The sequence below is a fragment of the Nonomuraea sp. NPDC050786 genome (genome assembly GCF_040654115.1).
GTDB lineage: Bacteria > Actinomycetota > Actinomycetes > Streptosporangiales > Streptosporangiaceae > Nonomuraea.
In genome coordinates, this window is the sequence record NZ_JBFAHJ010000029.1 from 116,472 (window position 1) to 142,479 (window position 26,008).

At 71.7% G+C, this 26,008-nt stretch carries 20 protein-coding genes; 7 read left to right on the top strand and 13 right to left on the bottom strand.

Annotated features, from left to right (window positions below; genetic code table 11):
• Positions 1 to 48: 48 nt before the first annotated feature.
• Together AB0H84_RS39605 and AB0H84_RS39610 are read left to right on the top strand one after the other, a co-directional pair.
• A complete protein-coding gene (locus AB0H84_RS39605) occupies positions 49 to 771 on the top strand; it encodes a phosphatase PAP2 family protein (protein ID WP_357616585.1) in 723 nt (240 codons plus the stop codon).
• Positions 758 to 1,432, top strand: coding sequence for a phosphatase PAP2 family protein (locus tag AB0H84_RS39610; protein WP_357616588.1), 675 nt, complete (start codon positions 758 to 760; stop codon positions 1,430 to 1,432). The genes AB0H84_RS39605 and AB0H84_RS39610 overlap by 14 nt, the downstream gene beginning before the upstream one ends.
• Here AB0H84_RS39610 and AB0H84_RS39615 read toward each other — a convergent pair.
• On the bottom strand, positions 1,409 to 2,968 hold the full coding sequence (locus tag AB0H84_RS39615) for a phospholipase D-like domain-containing protein (RefSeq protein WP_357616591.1): 1,560 nt from the start codon (positions 2,966 to 2,968) through the stop codon (positions 1,409 to 1,411). The genes AB0H84_RS39610 and AB0H84_RS39615 overlap by 24 nt on opposite strands.
• Positions 2,965 to 3,756, bottom strand: coding sequence for a DUF1206 domain-containing protein (locus AB0H84_RS39620; protein WP_357616594.1), 792 nt, complete (start codon positions 3,754 to 3,756; stop codon positions 2,965 to 2,967). Before AB0H84_RS39620 ends, AB0H84_RS39615 begins: the two co-directional genes overlap by 4 nt.
• Before the next feature lie 300 nt (positions 3,757 to 4,056).
• On the opposite strand from AB0H84_RS39620, the gene AB0H84_RS39625 reads away from it, so the two are divergent.
• Positions 4,057 to 4,890 (top strand): glycoside hydrolase family 16 protein, encoded by an 834-nt coding sequence (locus tag AB0H84_RS39625; RefSeq protein WP_357616597.1) that lies wholly within the window; start codon positions 4,057 to 4,059, stop codon positions 4,888 to 4,890.
• On the opposite strand, the gene AB0H84_RS39630 is transcribed toward AB0H84_RS39625, so the two are convergent.
• From AB0H84_RS39630 to AB0H84_RS39665, 8 genes are all read right to left on the bottom strand, one after another.
• Positions 4,871 to 7,198 (bottom strand): glycosyltransferase, encoded by a 2,328-nt coding sequence (locus tag AB0H84_RS39630; RefSeq protein WP_357616600.1) that lies wholly within the window; start codon positions 7,196 to 7,198, stop codon positions 4,871 to 4,873. The genes AB0H84_RS39625 and AB0H84_RS39630 overlap by 20 nt on opposite strands.
• Positions 7,195 to 8,088, bottom strand: a complete 894-nt coding sequence (locus tag AB0H84_RS39635) for a glycosyltransferase (RefSeq protein WP_357616603.1) — start codon at positions 8,086 to 8,088, stop codon at positions 7,195 to 7,197. Before AB0H84_RS39635 ends, AB0H84_RS39630 begins: the two co-directional genes overlap by 4 nt.
• Positions 8,085 to 10,361, bottom strand: coding sequence for a hypothetical protein (locus tag AB0H84_RS39640; protein ID WP_357616605.1), 2,277 nt, complete (start codon positions 10,359 to 10,361; stop codon positions 8,085 to 8,087). Before AB0H84_RS39640 ends, AB0H84_RS39635 begins: the two co-directional genes overlap by 4 nt.
• Positions 10,358 to 11,410 carry a glycosyltransferase family 2 protein gene (locus AB0H84_RS39645; protein WP_357616608.1) on the bottom strand — a complete coding sequence of 351 codons (1,053 nt, stop codon included), beginning with the start codon at positions 11,408 to 11,410 and terminating at the stop codon, positions 10,358 to 10,360. The genes AB0H84_RS39640 and AB0H84_RS39645 overlap by 4 nt, the downstream gene beginning before the upstream one ends.
• A complete protein-coding gene (locus AB0H84_RS39650) occupies positions 11,400 to 12,623 on the bottom strand; it encodes a glycosyltransferase (RefSeq protein ID WP_357616611.1) in 1,224 nt (407 codons plus the stop codon). Before AB0H84_RS39650 ends, AB0H84_RS39645 begins: the two co-directional genes overlap by 11 nt.
• The gene (locus tag AB0H84_RS39655; RefSeq protein ID WP_357616613.1) at positions 12,620 to 13,747 is read right to left on the bottom strand and encodes a glycosyltransferase; all 1,128 of its coding nucleotides are present in this window, start codon (positions 13,745 to 13,747) and stop codon (positions 12,620 to 12,622) included. Before AB0H84_RS39655 ends, AB0H84_RS39650 begins: the two co-directional genes overlap by 4 nt.
• Positions 13,748 to 13,751: 4 nt before the next feature.
• Positions 13,752 to 14,219: a hypothetical protein gene (locus AB0H84_RS39660; RefSeq protein ID WP_357616616.1), complete on the bottom strand. Its 468-nt coding sequence runs from the start codon at positions 14,217 to 14,219 to the stop codon at positions 13,752 to 13,754.
• 157 nt (positions 14,220 to 14,376) lie between these two features.
• Positions 14,377 to 15,273 carry a glycoside hydrolase family 16 protein gene (locus AB0H84_RS39665; RefSeq protein ID WP_357616619.1) on the bottom strand — a complete coding sequence of 299 codons (897 nt, stop codon included), beginning with the start codon at positions 15,271 to 15,273 and terminating at the stop codon, positions 14,377 to 14,379.
• A 106-nt stretch (positions 15,274 to 15,379) separates the two neighbouring features.
• On the opposite strand from AB0H84_RS39665, the gene AB0H84_RS39670 reads away from it, so the two are divergent.
• The gene (locus AB0H84_RS39670) at positions 15,380 to 17,872 is read left to right on the top strand and encodes a hypothetical protein (RefSeq protein WP_357616622.1); all 2,493 of its coding nucleotides are present in this window, start codon (positions 15,380 to 15,382) and stop codon (positions 17,870 to 17,872) included.
• 40 nt (positions 17,873 to 17,912) lie between these two features.
• Here AB0H84_RS39670 and AB0H84_RS39675 read toward each other — a convergent pair whose 3' ends face one another.
• Complete coding sequence (locus AB0H84_RS39675) at positions 17,913 to 20,159, bottom strand: serine/threonine-protein kinase (RefSeq protein WP_357616625.1); 2,247 nt, start codon at positions 20,157 to 20,159, stop codon at positions 17,913 to 17,915.
• Positions 20,160 to 20,414: 255 nt separating this feature from the next.
• On the opposite strand from AB0H84_RS39675, the gene AB0H84_RS39680 reads away from it, so the two are divergent.
• Complete coding sequence (locus tag AB0H84_RS39680; RefSeq protein ID WP_357616628.1) at positions 20,415 to 21,605, top strand: esterase-like activity of phytase family protein; 1,191 nt, start codon at positions 20,415 to 20,417, stop codon at positions 21,603 to 21,605.
• Positions 21,606 to 21,629: 24 nt separating this feature from the next.
• On the opposite strand, the gene AB0H84_RS39685 is transcribed toward AB0H84_RS39680, so the two are convergent.
• Together AB0H84_RS39685 and AB0H84_RS39690 are read right to left on the bottom strand one after the other, a co-directional pair.
• The gene (locus tag AB0H84_RS39685; protein WP_357616631.1) at positions 21,630 to 22,682 is read right to left on the bottom strand and encodes a LacI family DNA-binding transcriptional regulator; all 1,053 of its coding nucleotides are present in this window, start codon (positions 22,680 to 22,682) and stop codon (positions 21,630 to 21,632) included.
• A gap of 235 nt (positions 22,683 to 22,917) precedes the next feature.
• A complete protein-coding gene (locus tag AB0H84_RS39690) occupies positions 22,918 to 23,904 on the bottom strand; it encodes a hydroxyacid dehydrogenase (RefSeq protein WP_357616634.1) in 987 nt (328 codons plus the stop codon).
• 329 nt (positions 23,905 to 24,233) lie between these two features.
• On the opposite strand from AB0H84_RS39690, the gene AB0H84_RS39695 reads away from it, so the two are divergent.
• The gene (locus tag AB0H84_RS39695) at positions 24,234 to 25,130 is read left to right on the top strand and encodes an ABC transporter permease subunit (protein ID WP_357616637.1); all 897 of its coding nucleotides are present in this window, start codon (positions 24,234 to 24,236) and stop codon (positions 25,128 to 25,130) included.
• Entirely contained in the window at positions 25,127 to 25,993 is an 867-nt protein-coding gene (locus AB0H84_RS39700; RefSeq protein ID WP_357616640.1) for a carbohydrate ABC transporter permease, read from the top strand. Before AB0H84_RS39695 ends, AB0H84_RS39700 begins: the two co-directional genes overlap by 4 nt.
• Positions 25,994 to 26,008 lie beyond the last annotated feature (15 nt).

The following is a 26,008-nucleotide window of genomic DNA, read 5'->3' on the forward strand; positions in this document are numbered from 1 at the left end:
CGTTCAGACCGAGGAATCAACTCCTCCTTCTCGGGTACCGAGCATGGAATGCGCAACGAGGAAAGGCGGCTGGGGCTGCGGCTGGCGATAGCCTCCCTGGCGGTGGCGCTGATCATGATCCCGTTCAGCCTGCTGCTGGTCGTGGCGAAGATGCCGGTCAACGGGCTGGACGCGCACGTCGCCGACGAACTGCACCGGTACGCACTGGCCCACCCCGATGTGACGCGGCTGCTCATCGTGTGGACGGACCTGTTCGGGCCGTGGCCGTGGCGGATCGCGGTCATCGCGTACGCCGCCTGGCTGCTGTACAAGGGAGCGCCGCGGCTGGCCGTCTGGGCGGTCACCACCATAACCGTGGGCGGGCTGCTCGGCCTCGCCCTCAAGATCATCGTCGCCCGAGCCAGGCCGCATCTGCCCGACCCCGTCGCGCTCGCGCCGGGCGATTCCTTCCCCTCGGGCCACGCGGTCAACGTGACGCTCGGCGCGGGCGTGATCGTCCTGCTGCTGCTGCCCACGCTGCCCCGATGGGGAAGGTACGTGGCCTGGGCGCTCGCCTCGTTCGTCGTGCTGTCGGTCGGCTACACCAGGATCGCGCTGGGCGTGCACTGGGTGAGCGACGTGGTCGCGGGGATCGTGCTGGGGGCGGCGGTGATCGCCGCCACCGTGGCGGGATTTGAGACGTGGCGACGGGGCGAGGGCCGCAGGCCCGCCGCGCCGCTGGCCGAAGGAGTCGAACCCGAGTCGGTGAGGGTGACGCATGTCCAGGACTGAGCTGGTGAAGTACTACGCGTTGACGCTCTTGTTACCGCTGCTGCTGCTGGGCGGGGTCACGTACGGCGTGGGGAGGCTGATCCTCGCCGTGCCCACCGGGGAGGCGGCGGTGAGTCGGTCGCTGGCCGCCGACCGCACCTCGTTGTGGAACACGCTCACCGACTTCGGCAGCAGCCTGTCGGACACGCCCTACATCGTGGCGCTGACCGCGATCGCCGCGATCGTCTTCAGACTCGTGTACAAGCGCTGGCTCGAATCGGTCTTCCTGGTCGCGGCCGTCTGGAGCCAGTCGCTCGTCTTCCTGGCCGTCACCGAGGCCGTCGGGCGGCACCGGCCTCCCGTACAGCACCTCGACCCCGCCCCGCCCACCTCCAGCTTCCCGTCGGGACACGTCAGCGCCGCCGTCGGCTTCTACTGCGGGGTCGCGCTCGTCCTGACCACGCACGTCCGCAACCGGGCGCTCCAGGTGCTGATCTGGGTGCTGGGGATCGCCGCGCCGCTCACGGTCGCCTTCTCCCGCCTGTACCGCGGCATGCACTTCCTCACCGATGTCAGCTGGGGGCTGCTGCTCGGGGTCGTCTGCGTCGTGACGGCCGCCCGGGCGATACTGAGGCAGCCGGCCCGGACGACCTCGCGCTCAGAACTCGTTCGATCGGCGTAACCGGGGCGGGCGCCCGTCCGGGTCGACGACCATCCGGTAGAGCGGCAGCGCCATCGCCCGGCGGATGCGGCCGAGCTCCGGGCGCGGGTGCGGGCGCAGCCGGCCGGGCGGGCGCGGGCCCCGGCAGCCGCCGCGGTGCCAGGCCTCCAGCCTCGCGGCCGACTCGGCGAACGCCTCGAACGCGCTCTTGGGGTCGCACAGATCGGCCAGGTCGTCGCCGGGGTCGCGGTCCAGGTGCTCGGCGGCGAGCTCCAGCCGGAGGTCCCTGGCGAACCTGCGTGCCCCGGCGGGCGGGCGCGGATCGGGCTCCTCGTCGATCACGGCGCAGCTCAGCTCGGAGTCGTACGTCCACGAGCGCAGGTTGACGTTGTCCGAGCCGACGGACGCCCACACGTCGTCGACCACGCAGACCTTGGCGTGCACGTACACCGGTGTGCCCCGGTGGTTCTCCAGGTCGTAGATCGCGACCCGCCCGTCACCGGCCCGCATCAGCCTGGACAGCGCCTCAGCCCTGCCGATCAGGCTGGCCGGGCCGGCCAGCCAGCCGTCCTGGTCGGGATGGCGCGGCACCACGATGATCATGTGGAGCTCCGGCTCGCGCTCCAGCGCCCGGGCGAACGGCTCGATCACCTCCGTGGACCAGAGGTACTGGTCCTCCAGGTAGACCAGCGACCGCGCCCGCCCCAGCACCTTGTGGTACGCCCTGGCCACGCTCCGCTCGCCCTCCGGCGCGAACGGAAGCGCGCGGGGCAGGTGCGGATACGTGGTCAGCAGCTGCACGGCATGCCGGCCGGCGGGCCGCGGCGGCGGCCCCGGCTTCGGCAGCGGCGGCACGTCGGCCATGCGGGACAGGCGGTCGCGCAGCCGCCTGAACGGCTGGCGGGTCTCGGGCGCCGGATCCTCCCAGCGCTCGCAGAAGACCTTCTCCACCTCGGCCACGGCCGGGCCGCTGATCGCCACCTGGGCGTCGTGCCACGGAGGCCGCTCGCCGTAGCAGTCGGGCATCGGCGCCGCCTGCGGATCGCCCAGATGCTCGGCGTCGTCGCGGCGGCTGTGGCACAGGTCGATGCCGCCGACGAACGCCACGTCCCTGCCGGGATCGCGGTCATGCCGCAGGACGACGAACTTCTGGTGGTGCGAGCCGCCGCGCCGGACCCGGGTGTCGAGCAGCGCCTGACCGCCCGCCCCCTCGATGTCCTCGCCGAGGTGCCGGTTCTCGGCCGAGCTGAAGCGCAGGAAGTCCAGGTGGGAACGCCAGATGAGGCCCCTGACCAGCGCGCCCCTCTCGGCCGCGCCCGCCAGCGCGGCCGCCACCGCGGGACCGTCCGGCGTGAGCCGCTCGTCGGGGTCGCCGCGCCAGTCGGCGAACAGCAGCAGGTCGTCCTTGCCGAGGCCGGCCAGGCACGCGCTGAGCTCGCCGAAGTAGGTCGAGCCGTGGATGAGGGGGCGCACCAGGTTTCCCTCCGTCCAGGGCGCCCGCTCGGTGGAGCCGTTGCCGCGCTCCTCGGCGGTGAGGAACCAGTCGTCGAGTCTCATGTACGCCGCCAGCGCGCCTCTCCGAAGCAGTACCCGGCGAACAGCACCAGCCCGAGCGCCACGACCACCAGCAGCCACGGACCCACTGGGGTGTCCGCGAACGCCCTGAGCGTCGCGTCGATGCCCCCGGCCTTGTCCGGGTCGAACGTGACGGCCGCCTGGACCACGAAGATCCCGGCCAGCCCCGCGATCACCCCGCGCGCCAGGTAGCCGGCGAGCCCGAGCCGGTCCATCACCTTGCCCGCCCTGGGCGGCATCGGCCGCAGCTCCTTGCGGAACTTCTTCTTGACGCCGTACCACACCCAGTAGGCGCCGAGCGCGACGATGCCGAGCCCGATCGCGCCCACGATCAGCTGTCCGGCGGGCAGATCGAGCAGCTTGGCCGTCAGGTCGTGGGATCTCTTGTCATCGGACTGGCTCTTGCCGCTCAGCAGCAGGGTCAGCAGCGCGGTGCACACGAACGCGTACACCACCACCCGGCTGCCCGCCTCCACCCGGTCCAGGACCTTGCCGTGCCCGAAGATCGCTTCGGACGCCTGCCACAGGGTCAGCCCGGCGAAACCGACGGTCATGACCCACAGGAGCACGGCCCCGAACGGCAGGTCGGCGACCGTGGAGATCGCCCCGTTCTTGTCCGCCTCCCGGCCGCCGTGACCCAGCGCGATCTGAACCGCCAGCACGCCGATCAGCCCGTAGAGCACGCCACGGCAGACCAGGCCGACCCGCGCAAGCTTCTCCATGGCCGGGCTGTCCGCCGCCCGGCGAGCCATGGTCGTAGCCTCGCTCATGAGTTCTCCCGAAAGTCCGTGAAAGACCTGGAACTGCCCGGGATCGCACGCTCTAGACCTCCACGGCACGTGGCCTGGCCGCCTGCCGCATGTGCGCGGCGCCCCATATGCCCGCCTTCCGGCCCGAGAAGCGTCGTACGATGGCACAGCATGCCGTCGGGAGGGTAGAGGTCCGTGTCCGATGACCGCGCATGGCACCAGGATCCCCGCCAAGGTGCGCGCCACCGGCAAGCGCGAGGCGCCGGCGGTTCACCTCACACTGCCAGGGCGGTGCCCGGCCGTGATCGAACGGGCTGGTGGGTGGCCGGGGCGTTGGTCCTCACGTTCACGTTCGCGGTCGCGGCCACGCTCTACGTGGTGACCGGGCGTGAACCCGAGCCGACGCCGGCAAAGGCGCCGGCGGGGTGGCGGCTGGTCTGGGCGGACGAGTTCGACGGGCCCGCCGGGCCGCCGGATCCGGTGAAGTGGAATCTGGTCGACGACCATCTCGGCTACAACAACGAGCTGGAGTACTACACGCCACGCAACGCGGTCGTGGACGGTCAGGGGCGGCTGGTCATCACCGCCCGGTCCGACGACGCGGGCGCCTACGACTGCAGCCCCCGCGTGTGCGCGGCCACCTCCGCCCGATTGTTCACGGCGGGGAAGTTCGTCCAGCGCTACGGGCGGATCGAGGCCCGCATCAAATTACCCACGGGTCAGGGCATGTGGCCGGCCTTCTGGGCGCGGCGCTCTCCCCAGGGGAGCGGGCGCGGGGAGATCGACATCATGGAGCACCTCGGGCACGAGCCGGACACCATCCACGGCAACCTGCACGGGGAGAAGGGCTACGACGAGCTCAACTCCTACCGCCTGCCCAACGGGGGCAGGTTCGCCGACGACTTCCACCTCTTCGCCGTCGACTGGACTCCCGACCGCATCTCCTTCCTGGTCGACGGGCAGGTCTACGCTACAGAGCGGAAGGCCGACGCCCCGCCCGGCGGCTGGGACTTCGACGTGCCCTACTACCTCCTGCTCAACTTGGCCGTCGGCGGCGACTGGCCCGGCCCGCCCGACTCGACGACCCGCTTCCCGCAGCAGATGATCGTGGACCACGTCCGCGTGTACGCCGCCGCTACCGATCCGCCGCGCTGACCTCCGAACGCCGCCCGCCGGCGAAGTTGGCGATCAGCACGCCCGCTCCCAGCAGCAGGGACAGGCCCTGCGCGAGCGTCCAGCCGAGGGCCGCGGCGGTCAGCCCGTACGGGAGCAGCGCTGCCACCAGCCCCAGCACCAGGGCCGCATTGGCGCCGTTCATGAGAACGTACGCGCCGGTGCGGTCCCTGCTGATCAGGATTGTGTCCACCAGGTAGTTCCCCGCGCCGACCAGCGCGGCCAGGCCCAGGATTCGCAGCGTCTGCGCCGCCTGCGCCGAGTAGCCCTCCCCGAACACCCGCAGGATGTACGGCGCGCCGACCACGACCACCGCGACGGCGGGGACGAGCAGGCCGTAGATCCCCACCACGGCCTTGCGCAGGTACCGGCGCAGCGAGATCCGCTGCGCCTCGGCGAACAGCACCTGCGCGCTCGTCGACGGGATGTAATTGAGGAACGCCGCCACCTGGAAGGCCATCGCGAAGTACGCGGCCGCCTGCGGCCCCCGGATGGCCAGCACCTCCAGTGGCACCACGGTACTCGGCAGCATGCCGAGCGCGGTCGCCAGATAACCGGCGGCGGAGAACGGCAGGTACCGCCGAAGCAGCTCGACCGGCCGCGCGCGGTCTTCGGCGCGGCGCAGCCGCGGCCACAGCGCCACCCCGCCGAGCAAGCAGGCGAGCAGTGTGCCACCGCCGTAGGCGAGGACCAGGCCGGTGAACCCGAGCGGGACCAACGGCAGCAACGCGCCGACCTTCAGCACGGTGCCCGCCAGGTTCTTGGTCAGCAGCGCCGCGGTGCCCCGGACCGCCACCAGGCCCGCGTCCAGCGTCCCGCCCACGGCGGTGACCATCACCAGGACAGTGATCAGCATGATCGTCCCCGGTCGCCGGATCAGCTCCGGACCGCCGGGCAGCAGCGGAGCCAGGATCAGCAGCGACAGCAGGGTGAGCACGCCGCCGATCGCGCCGACGGCGGTCACGGCCATCGCAGCGAGCCGGCGCGGGTCGTCGGCTCTGACGAGATGGCGCAGCAATGTGGTGGGCAGGCCGAGGGCGGCGACGGTGGACAGCAGGTTGACGCTCGCGGTCACGGCGGTCAGCCAGCCGACGGCCTCGACCGGGTAGTTGCGCGCCGCCAGCGTGAAGAAGGCGAAGCCGCCCGCCGCGAGGAGCACAGTGTTCGCCAGCAGCAGGACGGTTCCGCGGACCAGGACGTTGCGTAACAGCGAGCGCACACGCTCTCTCAGCCGCCCGCCTCGATCCCGCAGCACAGTGGCGTAGCCGTTCCGGGTCGCGTGAGCTATGTCGGTCCAGCCGACGCCGTTCGCGTGCTCCAGCGCCGCTGCCGACATCGACGCCAGCGTCGCCTCGTCCCAGCCCGCCGCCGCCCGTAAGGCCTCTGTGAGCCCGGGGACGCCGCCGTGGTAGGCGGCCACGGCGGCGGTAGGCAGCCCCGCCAGGATGGGCAGAGCCGGGACGATCAGCGGTCTGCCGTGGGCGAGCGCGAGCAGCGCGCTGCCGCTGGTGGTGATCTCCCGGAACGGCAGCACGACGACGTCGCCCTCCGCGAACAGCCCGGCGACGTCCTCGTCGCGTACCCGCCCGAGCCGCAGGTCGATGCGGTCGTCGCCTGCGGCCGACGCCTTCAGCCGGGCCGCGAGCGCCGTGTCCGGGCAGGATCCGGCGATGACGAGGCGCACGGCCGGCCCGCGGGGCAGCGCCGAGAACGCCGTGAGGAGGTCCTCGACCCCCTTGTACGGCTCGATCCGCCCGAAGAACAGGAACGTGCGGGGCTTGCCCGACCGGCCCGGCGGCGGCAGCGGTGGCGCGGGGAAGGGGCCGTGCGGGATCACGGCGGCCCTGGACGGCACCGCCCCCAGGGCCGCCAGCCGGTCCAGCGCCGCCGAGTGGTGGGCGATCACGAGGTCGCAGTGTCGTACCAGGGTGCGCCTGGCGGCGGCGTCGTCGGCGAAGACCGGCCGGTGCGGCAGCACGTTGTGCGCGGTCCACACCAGCCGCAGGCCGAGCAGCCGCATGATGCCGAGGACGGCGGCGAACCACAGCTGCGCCGGCCGCCGCATCCGGGCCCCGCCGGGCAGCGCGAACTTCCACACCCAGTGCAGGTGCACGATCCGGGCCCCGGCCAGCCGCCGGACGGCCAGCTCGGCGGGCAGCAGCAGGAGGTTGAGCGTGTGGGAGGAGCTCAGCTCTCCCAGGTAGCGGACGCGGACGCCGGTCCCGCGTAACCCGCCGTACAGCAGGTCCTGGTACGGGTTGCTGTCACGGGGAAAGACCAGCACCTTCATCGGCCGGCGCGACCCCGGGAAGTGGCGAGTTCGGCGAGCACGCCCGCGCCGTACACCAGGTGGTCGGCGAGGACCCGGACCGGACCGTTGTGCCGGTTGCGCCAGGCCGGCACCAGCAGCAGCGCCGGATAGAGCGGGAACCACAGGGTCAGCGGCAGGCCGAGCAGGAAGAGGGGATATGCCAGGACCATCGGCTCCCGGCGCAGCAGCTGCGCCCGGCGGCTCCGGTGCTTGAGGTAGAGCCGGGCGCGGGCCTTGCCGTAGACGTACGAGCGGCGGAGCTGCCGGCGGCGGTCCCCCCACTCGTGGGTGACGACCGCCTCGCCGGCGCTGCGGATGCGGTGCCCGGCGTCCTGGACCCGCCAGCTGAAGTCGACGTCGGAGCCGTATCCGAACGTCTCGTCGAAGCCGGCGACCTCGTCGAAGACCGCCCGCCGCACAGCCAGGTTGCCGGTGCCGCACTCCGGGAGGTAGCGGGCGGCGGCCCGGCGCCGGGCGTCGGCGTCGTAGAGGCTGTCATGCCCGTCGGGGCCGGTGACCAGCCCCGACGCGACGCTCTCGCCCTCGTCGAGGATCGGCGTCACCAGGCGGCGCAGCCAGTCGCCCTGGGGGAGGCAGCCCGCGTCGGTGAACACGACGATCTCGCCCTCGGCAGCGCGCACGCCGGCGTTGCGCTGGTGCGGGATGGTCACGAGCACGCCCGGCGGCGGGCTGAAGGCCGTCCACCGCACGTGCGGGTGGGCGGCGGCGATGGCGTCGAGCCGGCCTTCGGAGGCGTCCACGACAATGATCTCGTACGGCAGGCCGGCGGACTCGGCCGCGCGGGTGACGCCGTCGAGGGTGCTGTCCAGGGCGGGCTCGTCCTTGCTGACGATGACGATAGAGATCATCGGTGGAAGACCTTCGTGACTCCGCTCGTGTACACGAGATCGTAGTGCGCCTCGATGAAGCCGGTCGGGAACGCGTACAGGGCGAGCTGATTGTCGAACAGCGACCTGGCCCGGCCGACGGCGGTGTTGGTCCAGCTCGCGTACACCCAGGCCCGCTGGTCCAGGGTCAAGGGGGTGATGTCGGTCTGGATCCGCCGCCCCGGCCCGAGCTCGGCGAACAACCGCAGCTGCGCGTACCGGTCGGCGTAGAGGCGGTCGGGCGAGCCGCGTGCCGCCTCCTTGAGCCAGCGTGCCCCCGCCAGCTCGGCCTCGTACATGCAGAACCGCTCGCAGTCCTCGCCGCGGGTCGAGAGGTTGGTCGCCCGCTCCCCGCCCAGCAGCACGTTGTCCAGGCCGCTGCCGGCCGCGAAGGTGACCACGACGGCCGCTCCCGTCAGCCCGTACACCGTCCGGCGGAGCCGGCCGGGGAACTTGGCCGCCGAGACGCGGTGCAGCAGCCAGAACACGGCGATGGTGACGAGCGTCAGCGCCTGCAACTGGGCACGGGTCTGGTTGTACGCGGCGGCGAGGGTGCCGGAGACGCGCAGCAGCACCAGGGCGCCCAGCATCGGCACCGCCAGCACGCCGATCCGCCGGACCAGCCACGACGAGCGGCGGCGTACGGCCATGACCAGGGCGCCGATCAGGCCGAGCAGGTTCGCCAGCTGCTGGACCAGCAGCACGCCGAGGTCGAGCGACGCGCTCACCGCCGGCGCGATCTTCGGGGGGACGGGCACCCCCGCGTCCCCGAGGCTCCATCGGGGATCGCCCGCGTCGGTGGCAGGGGTCACGGCGGCCTTGGGCGGACGGTATTTGGGCACCACTCGCTTGGCGTAGAGATACGTCGGGATGCGCGTCACGTCGGTGCCCCGCAGGTAGGCGGAGAGCAGCGTCCCGGCAGTCTCGGCGCCGGGCAGCAGCCGCAGGCCCTCAGAGCTCAGCGCGGTGCGGAACTCGCCGATGTTGGCCGTCGACCGGGTGATCGGAACGTACCAGAGCATTCCGGCGAGCAGCCCGGGCAGCAGCGCCGCGCCGACCGCCCGCGGCGCGATCCGCGGCCGCCGCAGTGCCCACAGCACGGCCTGCAGGACCAGCGCCCCGCCGAGCATCACGGCCGTGAAGTACGCGGTCGTGTAGTGCGAGACCACGATGCCCGGCCCGAACAGGCAGAACAACGCCGCCTTGGGGAAGTGCCGCAGCCGGGCGTCGAGCAGAGCCCCGCACAGCGCGGCGAACAGCAGCATGGCGATCTCCTGCCGGGCCAGCGCCGGGAACTGCTGGGACAGCGCGCCCTGCGCCGTCACGAACGCGGCGGCGGCGAACGCCCACTGGCCCGGCAGGAAGCGCCTGGCGAGGTGGAAGATCCCGACGGGGAACATCGCGAAGATCGCCGGATAGACGACCTTGAGCACCAGCAGGACCGGCAGCCCGGTCAGGGCATGCAGCTCGGAGGGCAGGACGGTGATGCTGAGCATCGCCCCGTACGCGTCGGGGTGCGGGCCGGTCACCCAGATCCCCGAGTTCGCCGTCTCCTGGGCCACGGCGTACTCGGAGGCGATGTCGAATCCGTAGACCAGGTCCCCGCGGAGCGCGTACGACCACATCATGGCCAGCGAGACGGCGTACAGCAGCACGGCCGGCCGGCCGGACCCGAGCCGCCCGGCCCGGACGACGCCGACGGCCAGCACGAGCACGCAGCCGGCGACGGCCGCGATCGCCACCTCGGGGCCGTACCCGTGGTTGAGCCGCAGCGCCCCCGCCGCGGCGAGCAGCGGCAGCAGCAACGGCAGCGACAACCACCCGGCGGAGGGCAGAGACCGCCACGGGATGGCCGTCTCCTGCGGCGCCCGCACACCGGCGAGGAACAGCCCCAGGCACACCAGCATGAGCCCGGCGAGCAGCGGCCCGGGCCGGAGCGGCGCCCCAGGGTCCGAGCCGGGGCCGAACACGGCGTCGAGGACGGCGTCGTCGAGCAGCGGCACGAGCAGGGTGACCGCGAGGCCGGAGAGCATGAGCACGATCAGCGACGCGGCCGGCACGTACAACGGGAACGCCGCCACCCGGTGGCCCGGCACCCGCAGCGCGCGCAGCAGCAGGCATCCGGGCACGATCAGCAGGAGCGGCACGAGCAACAGCTGGGCCGCCCACAGCTGGCGCGCCTGGGTCAACCCGACGATCAGGACGAGGGCCGCCCCGTACAGGACCATGCGCTTGTCCTGCTCGCGGACGGTCACGTGCTCTGCCCCCCGCCCCGGCCGGTCCTGTCCTCGGCGAACATGCGGCGGAAAGCCCACAGACCGTGCAGGAAGCCGATATTCTCGCACGCTTCCTGCGCGATCCGGAGGTACGGGTCGGCGAGCGCCTCCATCCTGCCTGCCATCGCGTTCCGCAGCCCTACCGGGTAGAGCAGCAGGGGCAGCAGCACGGGCACGACCGCGAGCGCCGGCCACAGGACGGCCGCGAGCGCGAGTCCCGCGACGAGCACCGGCCACGGGAACAACGTCGGCCGCACCACAGGCCACTTGAGGTACTGCATCGCGGCGCCCCGCCCGTACGCCAGGCTGCGGCGCAGCAGCCCGCGCACCGTGGGTGTGTACCGGTGCGCGACCGACGCGTCGGGGACGAAGACCAGCCGCCCAGGCCGGTCACGTCGGAGCCTGCGGGACAGGTCCTCCTCCTCGGCCGCGTACCGGAACCTCGTGTCGAACCCGCCCACGGCCAGCAGCCGCTCACGCTCGTAGGACATGTTGCCGCCGCTGAAGGCGTAGACATCCCGCCGCCTGCCGGCCGCCCTGGCCGTCGCCCACTGCCGCCGCAGGTACAACCAGAACCGGTACGGCAGCGCCGCGCTGACGGTGAGCTCCAGTCCCAGCGGCTCGTGCCTGTTGTTGCGTTCGAGGAACCGCGTCAGGAAGCCGTCACCGGCCACCGGCACGATCGGGCCGCCCACCCCGGCGACGCCCTCCTCGGTGTAGCCGTCGAGCAGCAGCTCGGCCCAGCGTGGGCATGGCTCGCAGTCGTCGTCGATGAAGGCGACGACCCGCCCCTTCGCGGCCCGCAGGCCGGTGTCGCGTGCCGCCGCCGTGCCGCGGTTCGTCTCGTGGCGGATGACCGTGACCCCGTGGCCGCGCGCGACGTCCCCGGTCCCGTCCAGGGACGCGTCGTCGACGACGATGATCTCCAGTTCGGCATAAGCGGTCTGGGTCGCCAGCGCGTCGAGGGTCCGCCCGAGGCGGTCCGCGCCGTTGTAGGAGCAGATGACGACGGAAAGGCTAGGGGACATCAGGACGGTTCCCAGGGATGCGGGGGAGCGGGCTGCGAACGGCCTCGTACACGGCGATCGTCCGCGTCGTGACCGTGCTCAGGTCGGTGCCCGGTGTGCCCGGGTCCGGCACCATGTCCGGTGTGCCCGGGTCCGGCGCCGTGTCCGGTGTGCCCGGGTCCGGCACCATGTCCGGCGTGCGCGCGACGCCGCCTCCCTCCGGACCGTTCGCGAGGAGGTCGGCGATCGCCGCGGCCAGCCGGTCAGGGGCGCCAGGGGGGACCGCCCATGGGGAGCCCTCGAACAGCTCGGCCAGCCCGCCGGCGGTGGTCGCGATCACGGGTACGCCGAAGGCGCGGGCCAGGTTGGCCACCCCGCTCTGCTCGGCGTCGCGGTAGGGGAGCACGACGGCCTCCGCCGCGGCGAACCAGGCCGCGATGTCGCCGTCCGGCACGTACCCGGTGAACACCAGCCGGTTGCTCAGCTCGTGCCGTCGCGCCAGGCGGCGCACCATCGCCTTGTGCAGGTGATCGCGCGCCTCGAACACCCGGAACGGGCCGTGCCGCCGCCGTACCGCGCCGGCGACCACGACCCGCACCGCGCCCAGCGTCGCGGGCGGCAGCGTCGCCATTGCCCGCACCAGGTCGTCGAGCCCCTTGCTGACGTGGATGTGGCCGAAGGCCAGCAGCACGCGGGCGTCACCCAGCCCGAAGCGGGCCCGCAAGTCGGCGGCGGTGCCGGTCGCGGGCGGTGGCGGTGCGGAGAAGTGCGGGACAACCGTGGCGTTGTCGTCGAGCCCGAGGGCGCCGAGCGTGTCCCGCGCCCCCCGCGTGTGCACGATGAGCCGGTCGCAGCCCCGAGCGATGTGCCGATACAGCGCCCTCCCTGGCCCACGCAGCAGCGCCGTGTCGCGGTTGACCTCGTGCAGCGTGGCCACCACCGGGACCCCGGGACCGGCCAGCCAGCGTGCCACGGCCAGGGTACGGGCGCCGAACGCGGGCACCGCGAACTGCACGTGCACCACGTCCGGCCGGAACCGGGCCACGGCCGCACGCAGCGGTGTCACCCCGCCGCCCAGTGCGCCGATGACCTCCTCGGGCGCGCCGGGATGCCGGCGGGCGGCGACCACCGCGACCTCGTGGCCGCGTTCACGCACGGCGCGGGCGAGCACATGGGAGTAGGTCCCGATGCCGTCGCGGGCCGGCGGGTATGGGCTGACATAGAGGATCCTCACGGCAGCATCGCCTTCACCACGTGCGAGGCGATCGAATTCAGGGCGTACTCGCCGACCCACGGCTCCGCCGGCGCGTCCTCCACGGGCGCGTCAAGGGCGTCGGCCAGGGCTCCGGCGAACGCGTCCAGCGTGTGGTCGCAGACGATCCCCCGTCGGCTGCGTCGCACCAGATGCTGGGCCAGGTTGTCCCTGGCCGAGGTGGTCACCACCGGCACGCCGCAAGCGATCGCCTCCAGCACGGCGATGCCGAACCCCTCCCTGGTGGACGGGAAGGCGAACACCCGGCCCGCCTTGACCAGCGAATACACGTCCTTCTGCTCGCTGATGTCGTGCCGGAACTCCACGGCGTGCGCGATGCCGAGCCGTTCGGCCTGGTCGCGCAGCGTGTCGCGTTCCGGACCGTCACCGATGATCCGGCAGGTGACCGCCCGGCCACGCTCCCGCAGCCGGGCGATGGCGGCGAGCAGCAGGTCCAGGCCCTTGTGCCGCATCAGCCTGCTCACCACGACCAGGTCGGTGCGCTGCTCGTGGGGCGCGGCCTGGTTCACCCCGTCGAGGTCGACCCCGTTGGGTGCGATCGTGATCGAGGCCCGCTCGCCCAGCTCAGCCCGAAGCCGCCGGGCCGTCTCCGGGGAGACGGCGATGATGCGATCGGGCGCCCGCATCGCCAGCCGCTCGATCCACCACGCCGGCCGCCAGCCGGCGCGCATGCTGTGGCGCCAGTACTCCGGGCCCCACACCTCGTGCCAGGTCGCGATCAGCGGTTTGCGGCGCAGCGTGGCGACCAGGCGCAGCGGTAACAGGTGCAGGAACGGGATCTGGTCGACGTTGAGCACGTCGAACCGATGCCACAGCAGCCGGAGGCAGGCCACCGCGAACACCAGCGCCTGCCAGGTCGATCGGACACCGTGCCGGTACATCGGCAGCAGCCGGGAGATCGCATGGAACGTGACGCCGCTCTCGGTGCGCATCCGGGGACCGTCCCACCAGCGCATGGTGAACACGTGGAGGTCGGCGTGCGGCGTGAGGTGCGCGTACAGCTCGTGGTAGCGAATCTCCCTGCCGCCGAAGCTGTACGGGTGGATGGCATCGGTGACCAGCGCCACCACGGGCCGTCTGGGCACGCGCCTACCCCTTGTCGATGTCCGCGGAGCAGGCAGCGCGGAACGCGATGGCCTCGCCGCCTTCCAGCAGGACTCCGAGAGCGATCGGGCCGGGCTCGCACAGCGCTTTCGTGGGCGGCGTGATCGTCACCGGCTGCCCGTCAGCCAGGGTCACCCGCCCGCTGGCGACGGTACGGGTCCTGCCCGACTCCGCCAGGCGTACCGACCAGCTGTACTCGCGCTGCCGTCCGGTGACGTTGCGGATGGTGAAGGAGGGCGGCACCAGGAACGACGTGGCAGGCATGCGCGACGGCAGCGCTTGGGGGGCGGCGAACGCCAGCTCGGTGTACCCGGCGGGCGTGCCGGCCAGCCCTGCCGTGAGGAGCAGGTCGCGCCCCCGCTCGGTCTGCGCGCCGAGCGCGGCCACGACGACGACCGCGCCGACCAGGGCGGCAGTCGTTAAGGACGGGAAACGGGGAAATAATCGCGTCATTTACGGCGTGTGTTCACCACGATGCTAATGGGACTGTTGATCGTAATACCCCGAAAGGGGCTACCGCCCCAGAATGACGGTCACAACCGTACAAAGGTTATTTGGGACCGTTCCAATTGGACATTTCGCAATTCCGGCAATGCGGTGAAGGGTGCGCTCAGCGCTGGCGGTACACCCGCACCCAGTCGACGACCATCCGCGCCGGGAAGCGCGTCGCGGTGCTGGGGTTTCCCACCCAGCTGCCACCCACCTGCAAGTTGAGGATCAGGTAGAAGGGCTTGTCGAACGGCCAGCCGGGATAGCGCGGGTATTGGGCGTACGGCTTGCCGTCCACCCACCAGGTGATGCTCTGGGGCGTCCAGTCGACGCCGTACACGTGGAAACCGGCGTCCAGCCGCTCCGGCAGGGTGATCTGGCCACCGCCCTTGCGGCCCTTGGAGTGGGTGTAGGCCCTGACGAGATGCGTCTCGTGGCCGCGGTTCTCCATGATGTCGATCTCGCCGTACGTCGTCGAGCCGGAGCGGCCCGCGTCGCTGCGCTTGAGCCAGAACGCCGGCCACAGCCCCTTTCCGAGCGGCAGCTTGATACGCGCGGTGAACCGCCCGTACGCCTGGTCGAAGGTCTTTCTGGTCTCCAGCCGGGCGGAGCTGTAGTCGCACCGGCCGTACCAGCAGGCCGGCCGGTCCGCACCCCGCGTCCGCAGGGCGGAGATGACCAGACGGCCGGAGCCGTCCTGCACCGCGTTCGCAGGGGTGTAGTAGTGCAGCGCCTTCCGGTTCGACCAGCTCGTGCCGGACAGGGCGGTCCACTTGGCGGGCCGGCCCCGCCCGTTGAACTCGTCGGACCAGCTCAGTTGCCAGGAGGCCTCGGGCAGTGCCAGCGGCGGAGGCTCGATCGACTGGGCGGGCGGCGTCGTCGCCCTGTTCCGAGCCCCGTCCAAAGGCGTCTCGCCGATGGTGCGCACCCCTGCCGCGCTGGTCACGACCACGGTGGCGCAGATCGCCGCGGCGAGGATCCGGGTGCGGGAACGGGCCGGGCGGTCAGTCGCCGTCATCGGACCGGCTGGCGCTCGGACTTCGTTTCGTCGCGCTTCCCATAAATAATGACTTCCGGCGAGGGGCTCCGTCCTGGCCGGGAGAATACCAAAGGGAGAGGCTGCGGTGACCGGAGGTGGTTGGAGGAGCGAGACGGGCGATCGGGACGGTTCGCCCGAGCAGGTGAACGAGCGGCTCTCCCAGCCGTCACTGCCACCGGAAGAACGGCTCTCCCAGCCCTCGCTGCCGTTCTCTCGTCCGTCGCTGCCGTCATTGCCACCGACCACGGAGCTGACCGACTCCGACGTCGGCTACTCGCCGACCGACCCGATGCCTGCGGGCCGGAAGAAGCGCTTCCGTTCGCTGCTGATCGGCGGCGCCTCCGTCACCTTCGCGATCGTCGTGGCGAGCGGTGTGCTGGTGGCCTCCCGGCAGAGCGACGAGCCGGTGGCGGAGCTGGCGGGCAACCTGTTCGCGGCGGGTCCGGCCGGCAGCGCCGACGGCCGGCAGCTGGAGCTCAACGGCGTCGCCGCCATGGGCGCCACGGTGGTGATCGCGGGCGGCGAGGATGCCGACTCCGGCTACCGGACCGAGTTCTTCCTGTCCAAGGACGCGGGCCGCACCTTCGCCCGCGCTCAGGTCCGGACCCCGAAGGGCGAGCCACCCGTCGCCGGCGAGATCCCCCGCCGGCTCGCCGCGGGCCCCGCCGGCTGGGTCGCACTCGGCGACCGCGTCGGCGGCAGCGTCGTCTGGACGAGCCCGGACGGCGCGGCGTGGACCCGCCAGCCTGACGCCACCGCCAGCCTCGCCTTCGGCCCGCGCGACCGGGTCGCCGACGTCGCGTGGACCGGGAACGGCTTCACCGCCGTGGGACAGACTTCGGCCAAGGGCGACTTCACCGACGCCTCTCCGGTGGTGTGGCTGTCCCGTGACGGCCGGAGCTGGGAACGCCGGGCCGGCTGGCGGCTCCACCCGCCGACCGGCGGCACCCTTGCCCTCACCGACGTGGCGAGCGTCAAGAACGCCATCGTGGTCCGCGGCGAGAGCTCCATCAAGCCGTACGACATCACCTGGCGCTCGACCGACGCCGGCAACACCTGGCAGGCGTTCGCCGTCCCGGGCAAGTCGCGCAAGCCGGAGCTTACCTTCGCGGCGACCGCGACGACCATGCTCGCGGTACGCCAGGAAGGCTCCCGCGCGACGACCTACACCTCGCCCGACGGCGTGCACTGGACGACGGCAGCGAAGATCGAGATGCCGGGCTTCCGGAGCCTGTTACGGCTGACTGCCACGTCCCAGACCGCGGTCGCAGCGGTCGAGACCGACAGCGGGGTCCGGCTGATCCGCAGCACGGACGGCCGCTCCTGGCAGCCGGCCGGCACGACGGCCGACGGCGTCGAGGTACGCGACGCCACCGCGGTGGCGGACAACACCGTCGTAGTGGGCGCCGACGCGGCCCACAGCGGCACGGGCGCCCTGCTCGCGGTACGCGACAAGGCCGGGAAGGACGTCCCCACCGGCATCCCGAACACCTCCGGGAGCGGCAAGGTCGTGGACGCTCTCGGCACGGCCGACGGCCGGGTGGTCGCAGTCGGCGGCGCCAACGGGGATGCCGCCGTCTGGACCTCCGCGGACGGGGACACCTGGCGGCGTGTCCAGGACAAGGAGAAGACCCTGGCCGGCCAGGGGCGGCAGCGGCTGACCGGCGTCACGCCCGGCTTCGCCGGCTGGCTGGCGGTCGGGTCAAGCGGCCGGACGCCCAGCCGCCCCCTGGTCGTCACCTCGGCGGACGGCGAGAGCTGGCGGCGGGCCGACGGCGCGGCGGCGTTCCAGCCCGGCGGCACGAACCCGCTGATCGCCCGCGGCGTCACCGCCGGACCGGACGGCTACGTGATCGTGGGCGAGGACGGCTTCGGCGCGGGCACCTGGTGGTCGCCGGACCTCAAGACCTGGGAGCGCGGCATGCCGGCGGGCGAGGACAACCTCGTCGGCACGCCGACGACCAGGCGGTGGATGAACTCCGTGACCAGCGGCTTGTTCGGCTTCGTAGCCGCCGGCGGCGTGACCGACCCCAACGCCTACGGCGGCGTCTTCATCCGCCGCCCCACCGTGTGGATCTCGCCGGACGGCCGCAAGTGGTCGCTGACACGCCTGCCGATCCCGGCCGGCGTCAACGAGGGCTGGCTGTCCCACATCGCCTCCCACGACGACATCCTGGTGACCGCCGGTACGGCCGTCACCGGCAACGGCACGGGCACGGCCGCGTTCGGGTACGCGTCGGTCGACGGCGGCCGGAGCTGGCAGTCGATCTCTCTGCCGGTGGTGGCCGGCGAGCAGTCCAGCGTCACCGCCGTGGCCGCGACCCCGCGGGGCTTCATCGTGGCCGGCACCGTGGGCAGGCCCGGCGACGTGGTCATCTGGACCTCGGCCGACGGCCGCTCCTGGCAGCCGGAGCAGCCGCGCGGCAACGGCATGTCCGGCCCGGGCGACCAGCGGCTGACAGCGTTCACCGCGGTGGACGGTGAGCTCGTCGGCGTGGGCTCCACGGCCACCGGCCAGGGCGACGAGCCGACCGTGTGGCGGCGCTCGCTGTCCTCGGACGAGACCGGTACCCCCTAGCGCGTACACCACCACCCTGTGAGCACAGGACCGGTAGTTCCTAGGGCGTGTCCCACACTCGCAGCGTGGCGTCACCGGCAACCCCGGTGACGGTCGTACCGTCCCGGCTGAACGCCACCGAGTAGACCCAGTCGGCCGGCCCGTCCAGCTCGCCGGTGCCGCGTCCGCTCGCCACCTCCCACAGTCGTACCTTGCGGTCATAACCGCCGCTGGCCAGCGTCTTCCCGTCCGGGCTGAAGGCGACCGCGGTGGCCCACCCCCGGTGACCGGCGAGCACGGTCCGCTCCTTGCGGGCGGCGACGTCCCACAGCCGGACAGTGCGGTCGGCGCTCGCGCTCGCCAAGGTCTTCCCGTCCGGGCTGAAGGCCACCGAGAAGATCCAGTAGCGGTGGCCGGAGAGCACGGCAGTGCCCTCGCCGGTCGCGGCGTTCCACAACCGCACGGTGCGGTCGTGGCTGCCCGTGGCGATCGTGGCGCCGTCCGGGCTGAAGGCCACCGAGTCCACCCAGTCGGTGTGGCCGGCCAGGATCGCGGTGCCGTCGCCGGTCGCGGCGTTCCACAGCCGCACGGTCCGGTCGTGGCTGGCGCTGGCCACGGTCTTGCCGTCCGGGCTGAACGCCAGCGACCCGACCCCTCCGGTGTGGCCGGTGAGCGTGCCCGTGCCACGTCCCGAGGGCAGGCTCCACAGCCGTACGGTCCCGTCGTCGCTCCCCGTCGCGAGCATCTTGCCGTCCGGGCTGAACGCTACCGCGTGGACGCCCTTGGTGTGGCCGTCGAGCGAGGCGGTGACGCGGCGGGTGGCCGCGTCCCACAGCCGCACGGTCCCCTCGGCGCCGCCGGTCACGAACGTCTTCCCGTCCGGGCTGTACGCGACAGCGTAGGCGGGGCCCGGAGACAGGGTCCGCGTCACCTCCGGCTCAATCACCGGCGTCGTAGGCCCCGGGACGACGGTGGGTCGCGTCACGACCGTGGGCGCTGCCGGCTTGACCAAGGCGAAGTAAGCACCCGTCGCGACGGCCCCGGCAGCCACTAGCCCGAGGGACGCGGTTACCAGGGTGCGCCGCGACTTGAGACCGGCGCGAACGCGCGGACCCACCGGCGGTTCCGTCACCGGGATCATCCCCGCGTCGGGAAGCGACACCCCGCCCGAGACCAGGGACGACGGACCCGAAAGCGAGGTGGGACCGGACTGTGACGACGAGCCGGAAAGCGAGGTGGGACCGGACCGTGACGACGGACCCGACGGGGACGACCATCCCCCCTGCGACGACGGGCCCGACGGGGACGACCAACCTCCCGGTGAGGACGGACCCGACTGCGAGGACAAGCCGGACAGCGAGGGCGATCCCGCGAGCGACGGCGCGCCCGTCTGGGACGCGGCACCCTCGCCACCGCTCTCCTGCGGCCGCGTCCCGACCGAGAAGAGGGATTCCTGGCCTGTCGCCTCCCTCGCGGGTTCGGGTACGCCGTGGCCGAGCAGGTTGAACAGCAGGTCGGTTGCCGATGGCCGGGCCGCGGGATTCTTGTTCAGGCACGCCACCACGAGTGACCGCACCGGCTCGGTGAGCCCGGTGAGGTTCGGCTCCTCGTTGATTATGCGCTGGAAGATGACCGGGATGCTGTCGTTCCCGAACGGCGGCCGCCCGCTCGCCGCGTAGGCCATGGTGGCGGCCCAGCTGAACATGTCCGACGCCGCCGTCACCACGCCGGCACTGAACTGCTCCGGCGCCATGTAAGCCGGCGTTCCGAGAATGTCGCTGTTCTCGGCGACCGTGGAGTCCAGAGCACGCGCCAGCCCGAAGTCGATCACTCGGGGCCCGTCAGGACCGCAGACGACGTTGCTGGGCTTGAAGTCGCGGTGCACGATGCCGGCCTGGTGGATGGCGACCAGCGCGGTGACGGTGGCGACCGCCAGCCGCTCCAGCGCGTCAGGGTCGCGTACCCCCTGCGTGGCGATGAGCCGGCTCAGCGAGATGCCTTCGACGTACTGGCTGACCACGTACGGCTGGTCCCCGCTGGTGTCGGCGTCCAGCACCCGGGCCGTGCAGAACTGCCGTACCCGCCGGGTGGCGGCGATCTCCTGGAGGAACCGCTCGCGGGCCTGGGGTTCCTCCGACAGCCGGGCGTGCAGCACCTTGATCGCGACGACCTGGCCCTCAGGCGACTCTCCGGCGTACACGGTGCCCTGGCCGCCCGCGCCCAGATAGCCCGTCAGCCGGTAAGGACCCACCTGGCGCGGGTCGGTCGGCCGCAGAGGACTGAAACTGGGCACACGTACCTTCCCCAAGCTCAGCAGGATGATGGCTTACGGATGCTTACGCACGAAATACAGCATTAAGAGCCTACTCTCATAAGGCGTACATCCGGCCTATCCGGCGGGGCGTGTGGCGAGGGAGCGGGCGACGAGGGGTATGTCCGACAAATGCGATACGCCCGCTCCAGCGCGACAGCACTCACCAGGCCCGGCCGGGCGGCCAAAGGTGAACGCTCTGTGCACGTGGTGTTGGGAATCGCGTCATATGACACCTTTAGCCTGCCCGGCATGAAACGCATCCCTTTGGCGGTGGGCTCCGCCGTGCTCGCCCTGAGCCTCGCCGCCTCGGCCGGTCCCGCCTCCTACGCCGACGCCGAGCCGGAGGGCACGGGCCGGGCCATGCTGACCGGGTTCGCCTCACTCCCGGCACAGACCTTCGTGCCCGGCAGCGAGCCGTCCGGATCGCAGCTCGGCACGGCCCCCGTCAACGGGGTCACCCCGCCCTTCCCCGGCCAGCCGGTCCAGGGGTTCAGCGGCATCGTCCGGCGCGGTGACGGCACCTTCGACGTGCTGTCCGACAACGGGTACGGAGCCAAGAACAACAGCGCCGACTTCCTGCTGCGCGTGCACCGCATCAAGCCGGACTTCCGCGCCGGCACCGTACAGGTGCTGGGCGGGTTCAACCTGTCCGACCCGGACCGGCGCGTGTCGTGGCCGCTGACCAGGGCCGATCGAAGGCTCACCGGCGCCGACTTCGACGTGGAGTCGATCGTGCGGGCGGATGACGGCACGTACTGGCTCGGCGACGAGTTCGGCCCGTTCCTGCTGCACTTCTCGGCGAACGGCACGCTGCTGGAGGCGCCGATCGAGCTGCCCGGCGTCAAGGCGCCCGAGAACCCCACGCTGAACGGCGCCACCCCCAACCTGGCCGGCAGCAAGGGCTTCGAGGGCATGGCCCGCTCCGCCGACGGGCGGCGGCTCTATCCGCTGCTGGAGGGGACGGTCAGCGGCGACCCCGCGGGCACGCTGCGGATGAACGAGTTCGACGTCCGCAGGCGCGCCTACACCGGCCGGCGCTGGACGTACCGGCTGGACAGCCCGGCCAACGCGATCGGCGACGCCATCGTGGTGGACGACCACCGCTTCCTGATCATCGAGCGGGACAACAACCAGGGCGACGCCGCCGCGCTCAAGCGCGTCTACCTGGCCGACACCCGCGACCGCGACCACGACGGCGCGCTGGACAAGACCCTGGCCGCCGACCTGCTGGACCTGGCCGACCCCAAGGGGCTCGGCGGGTCAGGGGGGACGTTCCGCTTCCCGTTCCAGACCATCGAGGACGTCGTCATCCTGGACGACCGCACGATCGGGGTCCTCAACGACAACAACTTCCCCTTCTCGTCGGGACGCACGCCGGGCCGGCCGGACGACGATGAGTTCATCACCGTCCGCCTGCCCTGGCGCCTGCACGCGCGCTGACCTTCGATTCCCCGACCGGCCGCGCTAGAGGGGAGTGACGGTCCGCTTGCCGACCGAGCCGCGGACCACGATGTGGGTGCCCAGGACGACGTGCTGCGGCCGGCTGAGGTCCAAGGCCAGCCGCACGGCGGTGCGGCCCAGCTCCTCGGTGGGGATGTGCACCGTGGTCAGCCCGGGCACCAGGTCGGCGGCGAGCGGGATGTCGTCGTAACCCGCGACCGACACGTCCTCGGGCACCCGCACGCCCGCCTCGCGCAGCGCGGCCAGCACGCCGGCGGCGACCATGTCGGTGCCGGCGAAGATCGCGGTGAACTCCGCCCCGACCGCCAGCAGGCGCTTGGTGGCCTCGTAGCCGGCGCTGCGGGAGAAGTGGCTCGGCAGGATGAGGTCCGGGTCGTACGGCACGCCGTAGTCCTCGTGCGCGCGGCGGAAGCCGTGCACGCGGTCGATCTTGGTGGTGTTCTGGTCCTCGGCGGTGGCGGCGCCGAGGTAGACGATCCGGCGGTGCCCGCGGGAGAGCAGGTGGCTGGTCATGGCGTAGGCGCCGGCCTCGTTGTCGTACTCGACCACGGTGGTCGGCACGTCGTCACCGAGCGGGGGACGGCCGCAGAGCACCAGCCGCGAGCCGGCCTTGTCCAGGGCGTGCGCGAAGTGCGTCATGCGGCGGCGGTAGGCGTCGTCGGCCGAGCCGCCGCCGACCAGGATCACCGCGTCGGCCCGCTGCTCGCGCATGGCCTCGACCACCGTCAGCTCGCGCGCCGGGTCGCCGTGGGTGGTGCAGACCAGGCACAGGCGGCCTTCGGCGGTGGCCTGCTGTTCGACGCCCTTGGCGACGTAGGCGAAGGACGGGCCGGTGACGTCGTCGAGCACGAAGGCGACCATCTTGGTGCTGGCCCCGGACAGGGCGCGGGCGTGCACGTTGAGCACGTAGTCCAGCTCGCGCATGGCGCGCAGCACGCGGGTGCGGGTGGCCTGCGCGACCGGGTAGTCGCCCTTGATCACCCGGGAGACGGTGGAGGCGGAGACCCCGGCCCGGGCGGCGACGTCGCGGATGGTGGCGCGCTCGGAGTCATCCACGGCAGCGGCCTTCCGCGGCGTCGCCTCCTGTGCGGCGTGCTGGGGCTTTTCCGGCTTTCGTGGCAAGACGCACCTTTCCTCGGGCGGAGCAGGGCAGCTCGATTGTCGCGGACGGCGCGCCCCCCGCGCCACACGGGGGCGCGCCGCCACATCAGGCCCCGTGTATCAGGCCCCGTGTATCAGGCCCCGTGTATCAGGCCCCGTGTGTCAGGCCCCGTGTGTCAGGCCCCGGGTATCAGGCCACGCGGTCGAGGTCGTCGTGGTTGACCCGGTGGGCCAGCGGCAGCCCGGCGGCCAGCCGTTCCAGCTCGTCCACCACGACGGCGCCCATCCGGGCCAGCTCGTTGCCGTGCGAGCCGGCGATGTGCGGGGTGAGGAAGGCGTTGGGCAGGTCGAACAGGGGCGAGCCGGACGGCAGCGGCTCGGGCTCGGTGACGTCGAGGATCGCCGACAGCCGCCCCGACCTCAGCTCGGCGACCAGCGCGTCGGTGTCGACCAGTGACCCGCGCGCGGTGTTGATCAGCACTGCGCCGTCCGGCATCAGCGCCAGCCGCCCGCGGTCGAGCATGTGCCGGGTCTCGGGGGTGGCGGGGGCGTGCAGGCTGACGATGTCGCTGCGGCGCAGCAGCTCCTCCAGCGACGCCTGCGGTACGCCGGGAACCCGGGTGTAGGGGTCGTACAGACACAGGTCCAGGTCGTACGGCGCCAGCAGCTCGAGAACCTTGCGGCCGATGCGGGAGGCTCCGACGACGCCGACCCTGCGGCCGTTGTTGCCGATCCCCTGCTCGATCTTGGCCAGGGTGAAGGCGCGGTCGCGCCGGTAGCGCTCGTTGAGGGCGAAGACCCCCTTGCCGGCCAGCAGGATCATGCCGACGGTGTACTCGGCCACCGGGACGGCGTTGGCCGCGGCGGCCGAGGAGACCAGCAGGCCGCGTTCCCAGCAGGCGGGGGTGACGAGGCTCTTCACCGAGCCGGCCGCGTGCAGCACGGCGCGCAGGCGGGGGGCGGCGGCGAGCAGGGCCTCGTCGAGCGGCGGGCAGCCCCAGCCGGTGAGCAGGATCTCGGTGTCGGCCAGGGGCAGCCGCGGGTCGTCGAAGCGCTCGGCCACCAGGGTGACGTCGATGTCGGCCAGCGTGTCCAGCCGCCGCAGCAAGGGCGCGGGGAAGAGCAGGGCGAGATGTTCCTCGCTCATGGCGAACAGCGCCTTCGGGCGTGGGGACACAGGGAGAGCCCTCCATTCGGATAGAGACCGGTTTCTAAAGTAGAAGCACAGCTTCGCATGGTCAACGGTCCGACCCGACCGATCTCCGCGAGCGGACTACCTGGTTCTCTCCCTGTCCAGGGAAGATGTGTAACGTCTCCGTAACGCAGCCTTGAACGTGTCCGCCGGTCGGACGTAGCGTTCGCAGCGACCGGTTTCTATCGGATCCACCTGCTGCCGCCTCAGACGGGACTTCGGTGATGAGCACGCTACAGACGAGGCAAGAGCCTCAGACGGGACCGCCCGCGGGGCCGCCGCCCAGGCGCCGCGACCGGCGCAAGGCAGCCCGCGTGAGCTGGTCGATCGGGCTGCTCGCGCTCCCGGCGGTCGTCTTCTTCCTGGTCTTCAACTACCTGCCGATGGCCGGCCTGGTGGTGGCGTTCAAGCAGTTCGACGTCAACCTGGGGATCTTCGGCAGCCCGTGGAACGGGCTGGAGAACTTTGCCTACTTCCTGGAGTCCGGGGACGCGGCGCGGATCCTGTTCAACACGCTCTTCCTCAACGTCCTGTTCCTGGTCGCGACGCTGGCCGCCGGGATGATCCTGGCGATCATGCTGAACGAGATCCGCAGCACCTTCTTCAAGCGGGTCTCCCAGTCCGTCGTCTTCTTCCCCTACTTCGTCTCCCCGGTCGTGATCAGCATCATCCTGCAGGTGCTCCTCGCCGGGGCCTCCGGCGGTGGCGGGGCGGTCAACGACGCCCTCGGGGGCCTCGGCTTCCCCACGGTCGACTGGTACACCGAGCCCGGACCGTGGCCGTGGATCCTCACCGTGGTGAAGGTCTGGCAGCTCGGCGGCTACCTGAGCGTCATCTTCCTCGCCGCGATCACCGGCATCCCCGAGGAGGTCTACGAGGCCGGGATGATCGACGGGGCCTCGCGGGCGCAGATGGCCTGGCGCATCACCCTGCCGCTGCTGAAGCCCACCGCGGCGGTCCTGCTGGTGCTGGGGGTCGGCCGGATCTTCTACGGCGACTTCGGCACCATCTACGCGATCGTCGGGGACAACGGCACCCTCTTCGACAGCACGGACGTCATCGACACCTACGTCTTCCGTGCCCTGCGCCAGCTCGGCGACTTCGGCACGACCGCCGCGGTCGGCCTCTTCCAGTCGGTGGTGGGTTTCGTCCTCGTGCTGATCGCGGTGCTGATCCAGCGCAAGTACTCGAAGGAGACCAGCATCCTATGAGCGGCAAGAAGCTGGAACCGTTCACCATCGTCAGCATCGTCGGGGTCACCTTCTTCGTGCTGGCCTGCGCGATCCCGTTCTGGATGATCATCTCTGGGTCGTTCACCAGCGAGTCGGTGCTGGCCACCACCGGATATAGCCTGTTCCCGGCTGCCTTCGATTTCACCGCCTACAAGATGATCTTCACGGGTCCGGCGGTGCTCGACGCCTACTTCGCCAGCGTCTTCATCACGGTCGTGGGCACGGCCCTGTCCCTGGCGGTGACCTCGGGACTGAGCTGGGTGATCGCCCGCCGGCTGCCCGGCATCAGCCGGCCGCTGACCGTCTTCGCCTACCTGCCGATGCTGTTCTCCGGCGGCCTGGTGCCCCTCTATCTGCTGGTCACGCAGTACCTGAACCTGCAGAACAGCTACTTCTCGGTGATCCTGCCGCTGCTCGTCATGCCGTTCCTGGTCTTCGTCCAGGTCAGCGCCTTCCGCCAGCTGCCGGAGTCGATCTTCGAATCGGCCAAGATCGACGGTGCGGGCGAGCTGCGCATCTTCTTCACGATCGCGATCCCGCTGTCCAAGCCGATCCTCGCCGTCGTCGGCCTCTTCTACGCCGTGCACTACTGGAACGACTGGTTCATGGCGCTGCTCTTCATCGACGACGTGCACAAGTTCCCGCTGCCCCTCGTGCTGCAGAACCTCATCTCCAACATCTCGTTCACGCAGATGCTGCCGCAGCTGGCCGAGGCGGCCACGCCCGTCTACCAGCTCCGGCTGGCTCTCACCGCCGTCACCATCGGCCCGATCCTGCTCGCCTACCCCTTCGCCCAGCGCTACTTCGTCAAGGGCATCACCCTCGGGGCCACCAAGGGCTGAGTCCGCTCCCCCCAC

Excerpts from the sequence above, each read along its gene's own strand:
- AB0H84_RS39605 (WP_357616585.1), top strand. The coding sequence starts at position 49 with ATGCGCAACGAGGAAAGGCGGCTGGGGCTGCGGCTGGCGATAGCCTCC.
- AB0H84_RS39610 (WP_357616588.1), top strand. The coding sequence starts at position 758 with ATGTCCAGGACTGAGCTGGTGAAGTACTACGCGTTGACGCTCTTGTTA.
- AB0H84_RS39615 (WP_357616591.1), bottom strand. The coding sequence starts at position 2,968 with ATGAGACTCGACGACTGGTTCCTCACCGCCGAGGAGCGCGGCAACGGC.
- AB0H84_RS39620 (WP_357616594.1), bottom strand. The coding sequence starts at position 3,756 with ATGAGCGAGGCTACGACCATGGCTCGCCGGGCGGCGGACAGCCCGGCC.
- AB0H84_RS39630 (WP_357616600.1), bottom strand. The coding sequence starts at position 7,198 with ATGAAGGTGCTGGTCTTTCCCCGTGACAGCAACCCGTACCAGGACCTG.
- AB0H84_RS39635 (WP_357616603.1), bottom strand. The coding sequence starts at position 8,088 with ATGATCTCTATCGTCATCGTCAGCAAGGACGAGCCCGCCCTGGACAGC.
- AB0H84_RS39645 (WP_357616608.1), bottom strand. The coding sequence starts at position 11,410 with ATGTCCCCTAGCCTTTCCGTCGTCATCTGCTCCTACAACGGCGCGGAC.
- AB0H84_RS39660 (WP_357616616.1), bottom strand. The coding sequence starts at position 14,219 with ATGACGCGATTATTTCCCCGTTTCCCGTCCTTAACGACTGCCGCCCTG.
- AB0H84_RS39665 (WP_357616619.1), bottom strand. The coding sequence starts at position 15,273 with ATGACGGCGACTGACCGCCCGGCCCGTTCCCGCACCCGGATCCTCGCC.
- AB0H84_RS39680 (WP_357616628.1), top strand. The coding sequence starts at position 20,415 with ATGAAACGCATCCCTTTGGCGGTGGGCTCCGCCGTGCTCGCCCTGAGC.
- AB0H84_RS39700 (WP_357616640.1), top strand. The coding sequence starts at position 25,127 with ATGAGCGGCAAGAAGCTGGAACCGTTCACCATCGTCAGCATCGTCGGG.